At 70.0% G+C, this 13,629-nt stretch carries 17 protein-coding genes and 2 pseudogenes; 11 read left to right on the top strand and 8 right to left on the bottom strand.

Translation table 11 applies throughout. From position 1 onward, the window contains the following. The first annotated feature begins 54 nt into the window (after positions 1–54). On the top strand, positions 55–288 hold the full coding sequence (locus LDL49_RS34695) for a hypothetical protein (RefSeq protein ID WP_225297530.1): 234 nt from the start codon (positions 55–57) through the stop codon (positions 286–288). A gap of 88 nt (positions 289–376) precedes the next feature. On the opposite strand, the gene LDL49_RS34690 is transcribed toward LDL49_RS34695, so the two are convergent. From LDL49_RS34690 to LDL49_RS34680, 3 genes are all read right to left on the bottom strand, one after another. Then, entirely contained in the window at positions 377–586 is a 210-nt protein-coding gene (locus LDL49_RS34690) for a hypothetical protein (RefSeq protein WP_225297529.1), read from the bottom strand. 195 nt (positions 587–781) lie between these two features. Next, positions 782–2,587 carry an ATP-binding protein gene (locus tag LDL49_RS34685; protein ID WP_225297528.1) on the bottom strand — a complete coding sequence of 602 codons (1,806 nt, stop codon included), beginning with the start codon at positions 2,585–2,587 and terminating at the stop codon, positions 782–784. Between the two features lie 112 nt (positions 2,588–2,699). Continuing rightward, positions 2,700–2,891, bottom strand: coding sequence for a hypothetical protein (locus tag LDL49_RS34680; RefSeq protein ID WP_225297527.1), 192 nt, complete (start codon positions 2,889–2,891; stop codon positions 2,700–2,702). Between LDL49_RS34680 and LDL49_RS34675 the strand changes: the two genes are divergently transcribed. From LDL49_RS34675 to LDL49_RS57395, 3 genes are all read left to right on the top strand, one after another. Then, positions 2,881–3,138 carry a hypothetical protein gene (locus LDL49_RS34675; protein ID WP_225297526.1) on the top strand — a complete coding sequence of 86 codons (258 nt, stop codon included), beginning with the start codon at positions 2,881–2,883 and terminating at the stop codon, positions 3,136–3,138. The genes LDL49_RS34680 and LDL49_RS34675 overlap by 11 nt on opposite strands. A 175-nt stretch (positions 3,139–3,313) precedes the next feature. Then, positions 3,314–3,922, top strand: a complete 609-nt coding sequence (locus tag LDL49_RS34670; RefSeq protein ID WP_225297525.1) for a dihydrofolate reductase family protein — start codon at positions 3,314–3,316, stop codon at positions 3,920–3,922. Between the two features lie 295 nt (positions 3,923–4,217). Further along, positions 4,218–4,343: a hypothetical protein gene (locus tag LDL49_RS57395; RefSeq protein ID WP_263655883.1), complete on the top strand. Its 126-nt coding sequence runs from the start codon at positions 4,218–4,220 to the stop codon at positions 4,341–4,343. Between the two features lie 57 nt (positions 4,344–4,400). Here the strand turns inward: LDL49_RS57395 and LDL49_RS34665 are convergent, their stop codons facing one another. After that, on the bottom strand, positions 4,401–4,721 hold the full coding sequence (locus LDL49_RS34665) for a hypothetical protein (RefSeq protein WP_225297900.1): 321 nt from the start codon (positions 4,719–4,721) through the stop codon (positions 4,401–4,403). Here LDL49_RS34665 and LDL49_RS59370 point away from each other — a divergent pair. Then, positions 4,666–4,851: pseudogene (locus LDL49_RS59370) on the top strand (phosphotransferase); the annotation flags it as partial. The gene LDL49_RS34665 and the pseudogene LDL49_RS59370 sit on opposite strands and share 56 nt — an antisense overlap. A gap of 85 nt (positions 4,852–4,936) precedes the next feature. On the opposite strand, the gene LDL49_RS34655 reads toward LDL49_RS59370, so the two are convergent. Next, entirely contained in the window at positions 4,937–5,908 is a 972-nt protein-coding gene (locus tag LDL49_RS34655) for a GlxA family transcriptional regulator (RefSeq protein WP_225297524.1), read from the bottom strand. A 72-nt stretch (positions 5,909–5,980) separates the two neighbouring features. Between LDL49_RS34655 and LDL49_RS34650 the strand changes: the two genes are divergently transcribed. From LDL49_RS34650 to LDL49_RS34640, 3 genes are read left to right on the top strand one after another with little or no spacing between them, the layout of a single operon-like run. Continuing rightward, the gene (locus tag LDL49_RS34650) at positions 5,981–7,015 is read left to right on the top strand and encodes an aminotransferase class V-fold PLP-dependent enzyme (RefSeq protein WP_225297523.1); all 1,035 of its coding nucleotides are present in this window, start codon (positions 5,981–5,983) and stop codon (positions 7,013–7,015) included. Then, complete coding sequence (locus LDL49_RS34645) at positions 7,005–7,883, top strand: dihydrodipicolinate synthase family protein (RefSeq protein WP_225297522.1); 879 nt, start codon at positions 7,005–7,007, stop codon at positions 7,881–7,883. Before LDL49_RS34650 ends, LDL49_RS34645 begins: the two co-directional genes overlap by 11 nt. A gap of 29 nt (positions 7,884–7,912) precedes the next feature. Continuing rightward, positions 7,913–9,025 carry an ABC transporter substrate-binding protein gene (locus LDL49_RS34640; protein WP_225297521.1) on the top strand — a complete coding sequence of 371 codons (1,113 nt, stop codon included), beginning with the start codon at positions 7,913–7,915 and terminating at the stop codon, positions 9,023–9,025. 238 nt (positions 9,026–9,263) lie between these two features. On the opposite strand, the gene LDL49_RS34635 is transcribed toward LDL49_RS34640, so the two are convergent. Then, on the bottom strand, positions 9,264–9,485 hold the full coding sequence (locus LDL49_RS34635) for a hypothetical protein (protein ID WP_225297520.1): 222 nt from the start codon (positions 9,483–9,485) through the stop codon (positions 9,264–9,266). A gap of 243 nt (positions 9,486–9,728) precedes the next feature. Here LDL49_RS34635 and LDL49_RS34630 point away from each other — a divergent pair, with 243 nt between their 5' ends. The 3 genes and pseudogenes from LDL49_RS34630 to LDL49_RS34620 all read left to right on the top strand — a co-directional run bounded on the left by LDL49_RS34630 (position 9,729) and on the right by LDL49_RS34620 (position 11,863). Further along, positions 9,729–9,962 carry a hypothetical protein gene (locus LDL49_RS34630; RefSeq protein WP_225297519.1) on the top strand — a complete coding sequence of 78 codons (234 nt, stop codon included), beginning with the start codon at positions 9,729–9,731 and terminating at the stop codon, positions 9,960–9,962. Positions 9,963–10,037: 75 nt separating this feature from the next. Continuing rightward, positions 10,038–10,199, top strand: a pseudogene (locus LDL49_RS34625) (helix-turn-helix domain-containing protein); the annotation flags it as partial. A 17-nt stretch (positions 10,200–10,216) separates the two neighbouring features. Continuing rightward, on the top strand, positions 10,217–11,863 hold the full coding sequence (locus tag LDL49_RS34620; RefSeq protein WP_225297517.1) for a Tn3 family transposase: 1,647 nt from the start codon (positions 10,217–10,219) through the stop codon (positions 11,861–11,863). A gap of 331 nt (positions 11,864–12,194) precedes the next feature. On the opposite strand, the gene LDL49_RS34615 is transcribed toward LDL49_RS34620, so the two are convergent. Next, positions 12,195–12,995 carry an alpha/beta fold hydrolase gene (locus tag LDL49_RS34615; protein ID WP_225297514.1) on the bottom strand — a complete coding sequence of 267 codons (801 nt, stop codon included), beginning with the start codon at positions 12,993–12,995 and terminating at the stop codon, positions 12,195–12,197. 51 nt (positions 12,996–13,046) lie between these two features. After that, the gene (locus tag LDL49_RS34610; RefSeq protein WP_225297512.1) at positions 13,047–13,562 is read right to left on the bottom strand and encodes a pyridoxamine 5'-phosphate oxidase family protein; all 516 of its coding nucleotides are present in this window, start codon (positions 13,560–13,562) and stop codon (positions 13,047–13,049) included. Positions 13,563–13,629 lie beyond the last annotated feature (67 nt).

Raw genomic sequence — 13,629 nt, 5'->3', positions numbered from 1 at the left:
TGATGGGCCGCCAGATTGTCAGCCCTGTCCGCCCGCGCCCTTGGGAGAGATGCAATGACGAACAACAACACGCCCCCGCCCGCCGAAGGTCTCGGGATCTGGGCAAATCTCGGGATCTGGATCGCATTTGGCGCTGCCTTCGGCCTCCTCGTCGGCGTCGTCGTCGGGGGTTTCTTCGACAACCTCACTTACGGAGTCGGGCTAGGTTCGTGCTTCGGTCCGGGCCTGGGTGTGGCCGCCTGGGCCGTCTTCATCGCGCCGCGAAGGAATGCCCGCCGCGACTCCTGAGCGTCGCGCCCGAGTATCGGCTACGGGGTCGTAGGCGCCACCGGGAAGCCCAGGAAGCAACGCAACGGCGCCGGCGATGGTGGCCGCGTCAGATGATCGCGCCCCGGCGGGCCGAGATCTGGTGGCGGTTGAGTTCGTCCAGCACTCGGGCCACTTCGGTTTCGTTGGTGTCGTCGCGGCCCGCCTGCGTCGCCAGCCGGCGGGCGTGGCGCCAGGTGAAGTCGGCGAACGGCGCCGAGATCATCGGTAGGTGCGTCCATGATGCGGTGACCCACCCGTCCCAGGTGCGGACGAACACGGGGTGCCTGTAAGACTGCTGTCACCCGGTACACGCGATTGCGTTTGTCCAGCCCGGACAACAGCGCCAGCCGCTCGGCGGTGATCCGATGCGCCTGGCGGGTACGGCCCTCGTTGACGGCGACGGTCCGCGCGGCGTCCAGCGCGGCGCTGACCAGGATCGGATCGCCGGCGGCCCGCGCCGCGTCGACGGCCGCTATGGCCAGGGCCGGGTCGGGCCGTAACAGGTCCGGGCCGGCCGTCCAAGCGGCCGCGCAGGCCAGCCGCGCGGAGACCACCGGATCGTCGCGATCATCGGCCGCCATCGCCTCCCGCAGCAGCTCGCGGCGCCGCTCGTACGGGATCGGGCTGCGGAAGGTGACCGGGAAACGGCCGGCCATCTCCACCGCACGGGCCAGCGCGACCGCCCGCGCGTCGCCGTCTCCCGCCGCGCGGGCCTGATCGGCCGCGGCCAGCCACAGGTCGAAGGCCCGGCTCGAATCGTTGACCACCTGTGCGCCGTCCGCCGCGTGGCCGAGGTCGCGCACCGCCTGCGACGGACTCGGCGCGTAGCGGGCGGCACGCTCGTACAAATCCGCGGACGTACGCAGAAATCCACGCGCGAGCTGAGCCGGGCCAGCAGCCGCAGGAGCCGATGCGCCGACGCGTCCGGGCCCTCAGGTGCTATCGCCGCGGCGGCACGCAGGTCACCCGCTACCCGGTCGAAGTCGTGCCGCCAGTCCTCCTCCAGCCTGTCATCCAGCCGCTCGGTGAGGCCGGCCGCGGTTTCGGCGGCCCAGCTCAGGTAGTGCCGCCGCGCCGCATCCCGTTCGGGGTGGCCGTCGAGCTGTTCGGCGGCGAACGCGCGGATGGTCTCCAGCAGGTGCCAGCCGCCGTCGCGGTGGCGTACCAGGCTCTTGTCGACAAGCCGGCCCAGCAGGTCGGCGGCGCGGGCGGGCGACAGGCCGGTGACGGCGGCGGCCGCCCGCAGGTCGAAGTCGCCGGCGAACACGCTCAGCCGCCGGAAGGCGGCCCGCTCGTCCTCGGCCAGCAGGTCGTGGCTCCAGCCGATCACGGCGCGCAGCGAGCGGTGCCGTACCACCGGCCCTCGGCCGCCGGCCAGCAGCCGCAGGTAGTCGCCCAGCCCACTGAGCAGCCCGGCGGTGCCCAGCGAGGGGCTGCGCGCGGCGGCCAGCTCGATCGCCAGCGGCAGCCCGTCCAGCCGGGCGCACAGGTCCGTCACCGTCGCCGGGTCGAGGTGGTGGCCGGGATGCGCCAGCTCGGCGCGGTCCCGGAATAGCTCCTCGGCGTCCGAGCCGAGCGGCAGCGGCGCGACCGGGCGCACCCGTTCGTCGGGAATGCCGAGCCGTTCCCTGCTGGTCGCCAGGATCGTGGTGGGACAGGTGGCCAGCACCTGGTCGGTGAAGGCGGCCACCGCGTCGGGCAGATGTTCGCAGTTGTCCAGCACCAGCAGCGACGGTCCGCGCCGCAGCCGGGCCAGCACGGCCTGCTCGGCCGGCTGCTCGGCGTGCTCGGACACACCCAGAACTGCGGCGGCCGCCTGAGCGACCAGGCCGTCACGCACCGGCACCAGGTCGACGAACGCCGCGCCGTAGCGGTAGCGCGAGGCCGCCGCCTCCGCCGCCGTCCCGGCCAGCCGCGTCTTGCCCACCCCGCCCGGCCCGGTCAGCGTCACCAGCCCCCCATCGGCCAGCGCTGCCAGGGTTGCCAGCACGGCGTCCAGGTCGCCGCGCCGGCCCACGAAGCTGGTACGAGGGCGCGGCAGCCCGGCGATCGTCCCCGGCGGCGTGATCGTCTCATCGGCCGCCGGGGCACGCGCGGCCAGCGCCTGCCGGTCGGCGACCGCGTACTTGCGCAGCAGCGAAGAGACGTGCCCCTCCACCGTACGGACCGAGATGTGCATCAGGCGGGCGATCTGCGCGTTCGACAGCCCCGCGCCGAGCGCCGCCAGCACCTCGCCCTCCCGCGCCGAGACCTCCGGCCCGCTCACCTGTCCGCTCACGTGGTCTCCAGGTGGTGAGCACGTGGCCACCACGGATGCCCGGCGGCCGCCACCGTGCCAGGCTGGAGTCCCACCACCAAGGAGGAATGACCATGGCGGACAACAACAACGCCTAGGCCGGAAGCCTGCCCGCGACCCCGAACCCGGCGCTGAAGACCCTCGACAGGCTGGTCGGCACCTGGCAGATCACCGGCTCGGCGTTCACCTGCCGGACCACGTTCGCCTGGATGGAAGGAAGCTTCTTCCTCATCCAGCGCTCGACCGCCCAGCACAACGGGGTGTAGATCACCGCGGTGGAGTACATCGGTTTCGATGAGGACACCCAGACCCTGCGCTCGCACGCCATGGACAATCGAGGCAGTAACTTCGCCTACACCTGGGAGCTCGACGGCGACACCCTCACCGTCTGGTTCGGTGATGAAGGCTTCGACACCTACCTGAGGAGCTTCTTCGGCGACGACGGCGACACCGCCACGGGCGGCTGGCGCCGGCCGACCGGCGACGGTGGCACCGGCGGCTACGAGGCAACCATGACCCGCATCTACGGCTGACACGTTCGTACCGCCCCGTTCACCGGACGACGCCGGCGTCCGCCCCGAGGGCCTTTCACCTAGCATTGTCCGGCCTCCCCTCACCACCCGCGGTACACAGACCAACGTTGGCAGCGTAGCCGCTCGCCCGATCTGCACGGGAGGAGCCGAACATACCCAGACAAGGAGTACACACATGAGCAAGGTGATCATCGGTGCGGTCGTGTCCGCGGATGGATTCATCGCCGACCGGAACGACGGCGTGGGACCGCTGTTCGACTGGTACTTCAACGGCCCTCAGGAAGTGCCCGTCGCGCCGCATCAATATCGGCCCAAGGACGGCTACCGCCCGGCCGCCGCCAGCGCCGAGTTCCTGCGCGCCACCTGGGCGAGCGTCGGCGCGACCATCATGGGACGCCGGCTGTTCGACCTCACCGACGGTTGGGGCGGCAAGCCCGCCGTGGGCGATCACGCCATCGTCGTCACCCATCGCTCCCCCGGCGATTGGCCCAGCCGCCACCCCGATGCCCCGTTCCATTTCGTCAGCGATCTGGAAGAAGCCGTGGCTCTCGCCAAGCAGAAGGCAGGCGCCCGCGACGTCTCCCTGCCCGCGGGTGATCTGGCCGGGCAGGCGATCTGTGCCAGGTTGGTGGATCAGATCGACATGTACGTCGTCCCGGTCCTGTTCGGCGACGGGATCCGGTTCTTCGGCGAGCACAAGATCCCCACTACCATGCTGGAGAACCCGCGTATCGTGCAAAGCGACCGGGTCACCCACTTCAGCTATGACCTACGCGCACTGTGATCATCATCACGTCCCACAGCTAATCGACTGCACTGCTGGCAGCCTCAAACAAGCATCCATGGCGAGGAAACAGCAACGCCGGCGTTTCATAAGTGAGCATTATCTTGAGCTGCTGATTGTCACGGGCCGCTGACCTGGGCGGCCTCGTTGGAGACGGTGTCCGCAACGAGGCCGCAGGCGGTCTGGAGAGCGTCGGTCAGCAGGGGCCGATCGTTACTGAAGAGCGGCTGGCAGCTGGTGGGCGGCACTGTGGCGTGATGATCTGCCCGACGACCCGGTCGCCGATGCGCCGCATGTGGGGATCGGCCCGCTGTACGGGCAGCACATCTCCACGGTGAGCTTGCTGGTGCCGCTGATCGCCGCCGCCACGCAGGTGGAGCCGGACCGCATCGACCAGCTGCTCGCCGAGAGCATGAGCTGATCCCCTGGGGCCCCGCCGCTCGCCGGTCCCCCGGCGGGGGACCGGGGGGTCAGCGACTCAGCCCGGGCCCTCGGTCGACTCCCCGTGACGGTGGTGGCGGCCGGTACGGCTGGCGCTGCGGGACGAGCTGCAGGCCGGGCGTGGGCCGGGTGGGTCCGCCGAGTTGGGCGGCCGCCGCGCGCCGGCGTTTGGCGTGCTCGGTGCGGGCGGCGCGTTCGATGTCGCGCTGGTCGGGCGGCAGGTCGGCGCGGCGCCGTGAAGGACGGTGAACAGGATCGTGGCGGCGATCTGAGGGTCGACGGGGCGAAACGCGCCCTCGGCCATGCCGCGGTGCAGCGCCTTGGCGATGCCGCCGGGCCTCGGCCTGTCCGACGGCAACCACGCCAACTACCTGTGGGACGACCACGATCGCCAGGTGCGCATCATCGACTGGGAAGACTCCGGCCGCAGCGACCGCGCCTTCGAGCTCGCCGAAGTCTGCGAGCACATCTCACGCGTCGACGGCGCCCTCGACGCAGAGCAACTGCTGGCCGCCATGAACCTGACCCGGCAGGAGCGCGAACGCGTACGGGACGTTCAAGAGAGACGACCTGTCAGCTCGAGACCGCATTGGCCGGCAGGTTGTTGCCTCGGGTCCGGAAGGTGGCACGGTATGCCGTGGGAGTCGCGCCGACGCGGCGGCGGAACTGTGCGCGCAGCCCGGTCGGATCGGCGAAACCGCAGGCGGTGGCGATCTGGTCGATGCTGTCGTCGGTGTTCTCCAGCAACTCGCACGCGCGCGCGATCCGCTGATGGAGCAGCCACTGGTATGGGCTGATGCCGGCGACGTCGGCGAACCGCCGGACGTACTGGCGGGCGCTCAGGTGGCATCGCGCGGCCTGGTCAGCGACGGTGATCTGCTGGTCAAGGCGGCCGGTCATCCACTTCATCGACGCGCGGATCGGGTCGTCACCTTCCACCGACTGGACCGCCTGCGGTAGGTACTGTGCCTGGCCGCCTTCGCGATGCGCTGGTACGACCAGGTGTCTCGCGATCGCATTGGCGACGGTCGCACCGAACCGCGCACGGACCAGGTGCAGGCAGAGGTCGATGCCGGCCGCCGTCCCCGCCGAGGTGGCGATCGCATCGCGGTCCACGTAAAGCACCGCGGGATCGAGGTGTACGTGGGGAAAGCGGCGCGCGAACGCCGGAGCGTGCCGCCAGTGCGTGGTGGCCGGTTCGCCGTCCAGCAGGCCGGCCGCGGCGACCACAAAGGCGCCGGTGCACAGCGCCACGACGGTAGCGCCGGCGTGCGCAGCGTCGCGTACGGCTTCGACCATGCTCGCCGGCACGTCCTCGGCCGGGTCCCGCCAACCAGCGACCACCAGGAGGTCGGCCGACGTCAGCTCCGGCAGCGACCGGGTCGGCAGGCGCCAGCCGTGCTCGGTCCGCAGCTCACCCGGCTCACCGGACACCAGCACGACCTCGCACCGGTCGGCCAGCTCCGCCGCGCCGAAGACAGCCTGCGGGATGGACAACTCGAAGGTCGGCGCATCGTCGTACGCGAGCACGGCAACGGTGATCATGTCCCAAATCATACGACGTAGGTCATAACTGCCACTTACCGGGAAGCATGTTTTCCGCCGACGATGCATGCCATGATTGATCTCGCTGACTACTGGGACGGCCGCGGTGCCGGCTATTTCAACACCGCGTCCTACGGCCTGCCGCCACGTGCGGCGGTTACCGCCGCGACCGGCTGGATCGAGCAGTGGACGTATGGTGCCGCGCCGCTTGGCAACTGGCTGGGCGCCACCGAGCAAGCGCGAACCTCGTTCGCTGCGCTGGTGGGCGTGGACCCGGCGGACGTGGCCACCGGCACGTCGGTGTCGCAGCTGGCCGGTATCGTGGCCGCCGCTCTGCCTGAACGTAGCACTGTGATCGCCAGTGAGGACGAGTTCAGCTCGCTGCTGTTTCCCTTTCTCAGCCAGGCCGACCGCGGCGTGAAGGTCGACCTGGTCCGCCGGGACCTGCTCGCCGAGACCATCACCGAGCGCGGTGACGCGGTCGTTTTCAGCCTTGTGCATTCCGCCGACGGCGCGCTCGCCGACCACGCCGCGATCCGTACGGCCGCGGCCAGCCGCGGCGCGTTGACCATCGTCGACGCGGCGCAGGCATGCGGCTGGCTAGACGCCGGCTATGCCGGCTTCGACTTCGTGGTGTGCCCAGCCTTCAAATGGCTGTATTCACCGCGCGGTACGGCGTTTCTGACCGTACGGCCAGACCTGCTGGACCGGCTGCGACCCAGCGGCGCGGGCTGGTGGTCCAGCCCGTCCGCCAGCCACTTCTTCGGCGGTCCACTCGATCTCGATCCGGCCGCTCGCCGGCTGGACGTGAGCCCGGTGTGGAACTCCTGGGGCGCCACCGCGGCCGCCCTGGACACGGTGCTGGATCTCGGGGCCGGCCGGATCGCCGGCCACGTGCTAGACCTCGCCGACCGGTTACGGCGATGGCTCGACCTGCCGCCGGGCAGTACGCCGATCGTCTGCGTCCCTCGGCCCGATGCGGCGGACCTGCTGCAGACGGCCGGCCTGGCGGTGTCCCGTACGCCGTCCGGCGCGCGGCTGGCCATCGGGCCCTACACCACCGTTTCCGACCTCGACCGCGTACTGGAGGCGCTTCGTGTCCACTGATTTCGCCAGTCAGTTCGCTTCGGTGTGCGCCGTCGTCGTGACGCCGATGACCACCGACGGGTCGATCGATCTCGACTCGGTACGCCGGCTGGCGCGACACGTCGATGGTGGCCGCGCCGGCACCGTCACCGTTGGCGGCAGTGTCGGAGAGTTTCTCGCTCTGACAGCGCAAGAACGTCTCGATGTCGTCGCCGCGACCGTGGAGACCGTCGGCAAGCCGGTTATCGCCTCGGTCGGTGGCGCGGTCGACGCGGCGATCCAGGAGGCGAAGGCAGCGGCAGCGTACGGTGCCGCCGCCGTCATGATTCACCAGCCCACCAATCCGTTTGCGTCGGTGGCCGGTTGGGTTGCCTACCACCGTGCGATCGCGAGCGCCATTTCTCCGCTGCCGGTGGTGCTGTATCTGCGTGATCCCGCGGTCGGTCCGCCGACGGTCGCCGAGTTGGTCGCCGCCTGTCCGAACGTGGTGGGGATCAAGCACTCGGTGCCTGATCCGACCGCGCTGGCCGCGCACGCCGTCCTCGACCAGGTGGTCTGGTTGTGCGGTCTGGCGGAGAAATGGGCGCCGTACGCGTGGCAGGCTGGCGCCGCCGGCTTCACCTCCGGCCTCATCGCGGTCGACGACACCATTCCGATGGCGCTTTATGACGCCCTGCGGACCGGCGACCTGGACGCGTCGCGGGCCGCCGTCCGACGGGCCACCGCGTTCGAGAACCTGCGGTCGGCAAGGGGAGGCGCGCCCAGCGTCGGTGTGGTAAAGACCGCGCTCGCCCAGCTCGGCGTGATCGCCAGCGCGACCGTACGACCGCCGCTGGAACCGTTGCCACCGGCCGAAACGGAGCAGGTCGCGGCCATGAACCTCGGTTAGCGCCAAGGTCACACGGGAGACGCCAACGCATGAATACGCCACCATCGCCACCCGGAGCGGAGCGGATTGACGGATCATCCGTCCAGATCGGCGCTCTCGTTCCGCTAACTCGGCCTGGCTGGGTCGAGGCAGGCCAACACTTGCTCGCTGGACTCGAGCTGGCCGTCCGCGAAGTTAATGACGCCGGCGGGATCGTCGGAAGACCACTCGAGCTGGTGGTCCGAGACACCGCGGCTGATCCACAAAGGGCCGCAGCGGCCGTAGATGAATTGGCTCGCCTGGGCGTGGCTGCCTTGGCGGGGGAGTATCACAGCGTCGTCGCTCGCGCCGCTGCCGCCAGGGCCGACGCCCTCGGCCTGCCGTTCCTCTGCTCGTCAGCGGTTCTCGACGCGCTTACCGAACAGCCGACGGAATGGGTCGCGCGCCTCGCCCCGGCACAGTCCCACGGCTGGCGGATCTACGCAGACTTCCTCCTCAGCGCGGGCCACAGTCGAATCGCCGTAGCAGCCGAGTCGAGTGTCTACTGGGCAGCTGGGGCCCGCATTCTGCGGGACTACCTCGCTCCACGCGGCGGCACCGTCATCGAACTCGACATGCGCGCGCTGGCCCCCAGGGCCGTGTGCGACGAACTCGTCGACAATCGCGCGACAGCCCTCCTTCTTCTGGTCGGCCACCCGGAGCCGGCAGTGTCGATCGTCAAGTCTGTCCGCCGCGACCAGCGCCTCGCCGAGATCATGATTGGTGCACCGGCCGGGCAACCGGAGTTCGCCGAATGGGCGACGTTGCTGGGCGACGACGGCGCCGCGATCCCGTTCTTGCGCTACCTGCCCGAGCGCCTCAGCCCACTCGGTGCACGAGTCGAGACGGCCCTCCGCGAGCGGCTAGCCCAAGCGCCCTCCTTCGTCGCCTTCGAGGGCTACGACACGGTCGCCGTCCTCGCCGATGTGCTGCGGTCTCACGGCGCGGACCGGGCGCGCACTGCCGAATCTTGGCCACACGTTGCAGCCGAAGGCACCCGCGGGCAGATCCAGTTCTCCCGCACGCCAGGCATCAGCGTTTGGCAATGGGCTTGGACGCCAATCCAAGTCGTTGATCGAGATCCGGCGGAACCCAATCGCCTTCGGATCCTTCACGCCAGCTAGAGAGCACGGACGGTCACCATTGAGCTCCACGTCGCCGATAACTCGCGACAGTTGAATAGGCGAGCTCACCAGTACAAGACCCCGAGGTGGCGCAGGACGCCGCCGCCGTGCCGGACGCAACGCCTCCGGGATCATTGGTGGCAGGCGAACCGTGGCGGAGGGAGACGGGCGGGACGTCCTTTCGTTCACGAGGATGGCGCGGTGGCGAGGCGGGGGAGTGGCGGTTCTACCAGGGCGATCAGGGGCGTCCGGAGGAGAGGGCCAGCAGCGCGACGGCCAGGGCCCGGCCGTGGGCGGGGGCGTGCTCGGGGTTGCCGAGCCGGATCTGGGTGTTCTGGTGGTACAGCACGAGGGCGCCGTCCGCCTCCCGGGTGACGGACTCGATGCCAGCGTCCGGCAGCACCACGCCGGTCACGCCGTCGCCGAGGTCGCGGCTCAGGTCGATCGGCTCGGGCAGCACCAGTCCGGCGGCGGCCTGGGCGGCCTCCAGCCGGGCGGCGGTGACGGCCGCCTCGAGCGCCGCGGCGGCGGCGCGGCTGCCTTCCTCGTCGAGCTGCTCCCGTAGCCGGTCGGCCTGTTCCCGTGCCGCGGTGGTCTCGGCCCGGGCCTCCGTGGTGGCCTGGCGTTCCTGCTCGGCGCGCCGCTCGGCCGCCTCGGTCCGGGCCCGCTCGCGGTCCAGGTCCTGCTGCAGCCGTTCGGCGGTGTGGGTGGCGCTGGCCAGGGCGGTGCGCAGTTCGTCGAGCTCGCGCTCGCGCTCGGCCAGCGTTGCCTGGTGCTCGGCCGCGCTTTGGCGGGCCTGCTCAGCCTGCTGCTCTGCTTCCGTGCGGGCGGCTTCGGCGGCCTGCTGAGCGTCCTGGGCGCTCTTTCGTGCCTGAGTGGCCTGCTGCAGCTGGCCGCGCAGGAGAACCCGTTCCTCCTTGAGGCCTCCAAGGTGTAGCGGTGCCAGCCGCGATACAGCTCCTCGTCATACAGCGGATCGCCAGTCGGGTCTTTCCGCACTCGCCCGGCAGCCACCGCACTGGCGATCCACGTCAACACGCTCTACCAGCGACTGGCCGCAGCCGACCGCCTGCTCGGCGAGGGCTGGCGTTCGCCGCAGCGGGCGCTGGAGTTGCACATGCTCCTGCCCCTCACCGCGGCAAGCGGTCCGCTGGATGGGCCGGACGGCGGCTGAACCTGACGCCCTGCTCAATGCCCCGGGCGGCGTACACGTTCTGTGTGTTGGAGGCGTTGTGGCGGGCGTTGCGTCGCCGCGACGTGTACGCCAAGGGCGCCGATCGGTGGGGCGATCCCCGGGCGCGGTTGCTGGACGACGCCGCCTGGGGCATCGCCCGGCCCGGTGTACTGACCTCGCTCGGCCTGCCTGCAGACCCGGACGAGAAGCTGGCCGAACTGGCGCGGGATCTGGACGCGGCCTACCGGCAGGTCGCCGACGGCCTGGGTAGCAACACCGCGGTGCGCATTGCCGACGGCCGTATTGAGCTGGACCGGCTCGGCCCGGAACCGGAACCGGCGGGCATGGCCGCGGTGCGCGACGCGGTGGCCGGGATGCTGCCGCGCATCGACTACCCGGAGCTGATCCTGGAGGTCAACGCCCACACCGGGATGTTCGACGGGTTCACCCACATCACCGGCAGCGACGCCCGCGTGGAGGACCTGGACATCTCCTTGGCCGGTGTCCTGGTGGCCGAATCGTGCAACGTCGGCATGGGGCCCGTGGTCAAGAAGGGGGTCAAGGCGCTGACCCGGGGCCGGTTGCAGGGTGTGGACCGCGCCTACTTCCGGGCCGAGTGCATCGGCGCGGCCTCGGCGATCCTGGTCGCCGCCCAAGGCGACATCGACATCGCCGCCGACTGGGGCGGCGGGATGATGGCCTCGGCGGACGGGATGCGGTTCGTCGTCCCGGTCAAATCGCTGCACGCCAGGCCGAATCCGAAGTACTTCGGCGCCTCGAAACGCCGGACCGGGGCAACCTGGTTGAACGTGATCTCGGATCGGATCATGGGTTTGGGTGGTGTGGTCGTGCCGGGAACGGTGCGGGACTCGCTGTACATTTTGGACGCGATCCACAACCTGGATGTGCCGGACCGGCCCGAGCAGGTGATCACCGATACCGCCTCGTACTCCGACATCGTGTTCGGGTTGTTCGCGATCTGCGGGTATCAGTTCTCGCCCCGGACCGCGGATATCGGTGACACTCGGCTGTGGCGGATCCCCACGAAGAACCGGCCGCAGCCGCGCTACGGCAAGTTCGAGGATCTGCCTCGGCACACGGTCAAGCTGTCGGCGATCGCCGACCGGTGGGACGACATGCTCCGGGTCGCGGGCTCGCTGGTCACGGGCAAGGTCCGGGCTTACGACCTGATCCGGATGATGTCCGCCGACGGCCGCCCGACCGGGTTGGGTGAGGCGTTCGCCCACTATGGCCGTATCTTCAAGACCCAGCATGTGCTGCAATTCCTGCACGATGAGTCCTATCGGCGAACGATCAACGCCCAGCTGAACATGACCGAGGCGCGTCACGCGCTGGCCCGGCGCATCTTCTTCGGCAACCTCGGCGAGCTACGCCAGAAGTACGTGACGGGCATGGAGGACCAGCTCGGGGCGCTCGGGTTGGGGCTCAACTGCGTGACGTGGTGGAACACCCTGTACATCGACGCGGCGGTAAAGGAGTTGGAAGCGGGCGGGATGCGGATCTCCGAGGAGATCCGCGCTCGGCTTACTCCGTTGCAGTTCGAGCACATCAACTTCAACGGTCGCTATCCGATCGCCCGCCCGGAGCTGACCGGGGCGTTGCGGCCACTACGTGATCCGGGTACCGAGGACGATGACGGCTGACCCGCTGTCGTCCCCAGGGGGACGTGTCGCTGCGTCTCGGCCAGGCCGGATGATCTAGCCTTCGGGTGTCGTGATCGCGGCATTCGGTGGATCGGGGGCTGAGGTCACGGCACAGGTTCGAACGCGCAGACGCGCTGCTCGACCTCCGTACTCCCACTGACCACCACTGCGCCTCGATCGGCTCTGCCGCGGAGAACGACACGTTCCTTGTGGTGGCGTAGCGACCTGGTGCCCCAGAGGGACTGGCCTGTCAGCGTGCGGGCGGGGGCCTGACGGGGGCGCCAAAGAAGGGGCTGCCGCCGCGGTGGCGGCCCCTTCGTCAGGCATGGTCTCAGGCGGTGAAGAAGCGGGTGATGACCGGGACGACGGCCTCCGGGTCGGCGACGTGTCCCTGGTTGGGGATGATCGCCCGCTCGGCCCCCGGGATGGCGGCCGTGACTGCGTCCGCGGCCGCGTCGAAGAAGCCGGCGCCCAGCCCGGCCATCGTCTCCTCGGTGGTGCCGCCGGTGGCCATCAGCACCGGCTGTGTGATGGTGGCCAGCCGCTCGGTCGGTGGGGTGCCGTCGCCGAGACAGACCGCGTCGTAGGCCAGGGTGTGCGCGACGGCGATCGAACCGGCCCACATCGGCGAGTGGTGCGCCTGCGCGATGGCCTCCTCAGGCGCGCCGGCCAACCGCATGAACAACCGCATGGCGTCGTCCCGGCGGTCGTCGGCCAGCAGCGACTGCACCTTCTCGGTGTACGCGATGTGCCTTTCCCTGGCACCCTCGGACACGTCGTAGGGCACCTCGTAGGCGGCGACCTTGGCGATCGGCAGGCCCGCGGCGGCGGCCTCCAGGGCCAGCGCCGCGCCCGAGGACACGCCGTAAAGGTGCGCTGTGCCGCCGGCTTCGTCAATCAGGGCCACGATGTCCTCGAACTCGCGTTCCAGGGTGTAGGGCTGGGTGTCTCCGCTGTCGCCGCGGCCCCGGCGGTCGTAGTTGTACACGGTGAAATGTGTGGCCAGTACCGGGGCCAGTGGGGCGTTCTCCGACCGGTCGACGATGCCGCCGCCCACCAGGATCACCGCCGGACCTTTCCCGAACCGGTCATACGCGATCGACGTGCCGTCTTTCGACGTTACCCGATGCATCTCATCCTCCTCATCGTATGGCAGACCCGCCACGGGCCTGTTCGCCCTGGTTCAGAACCGCCAGCGCATTGCGCTGTACGGTTCCTCGACACCCAGACCGAACACGGTTGTGACGGTCATCCGATACAGGTTCCACGCCTGCGGCCCGGCGCTCGGCGCGCTGAACGGTGCGTAGAACTGGCCGTCCTGTACGCGCGCCGGCCAGCCGTTGGCCCGGTAGACCTCCAGCAGTCGGTCCACAGTGGCCTCGTCGGTGATCCGGCTGGTCACGCCCTGGAAGACCAGGTCGAATCCACCGCCGGAGAAACTGAGTACGCTGCGCGGGTTCGCGGCCAGGTTCCGGCCTTTGCGGGTACGGGCGCCGGAGTTGAAGTAGAAGGCGCCGTCGAACCAGATGGCGCTCAGCGGCATGGTATGCGGCGTGCCGTCCGGGCACGTGGTGGACAGCCAGGCGCGACGCACCCGACCTTGGTCCTGGTCCAGGCACGCCTGTATCTCCGACCACGGGCGGTCCGGGGCAGCGTAGCCGTCGATGGACTCCGCCGTGATCGGGACGATCGCCGTCATGTCATGGCCTCCTGCTTCGCGATTGGTCTGTCTGTGTCGTGCGGATTCCCTGCCGCACGGCCAGCTC

This window comes from Nonomuraea aurantiaca (assembly GCF_020215705.1).
Lineage (GTDB): Bacteria > Actinomycetota > Actinomycetes > Streptosporangiales > Streptosporangiaceae > Nonomuraea > Nonomuraea aurantiaca.
The sequence above is the reverse complement of the archived record's forward strand: the minus strand, read 5'-3'. Positions and strand labels throughout refer to the sequence as shown.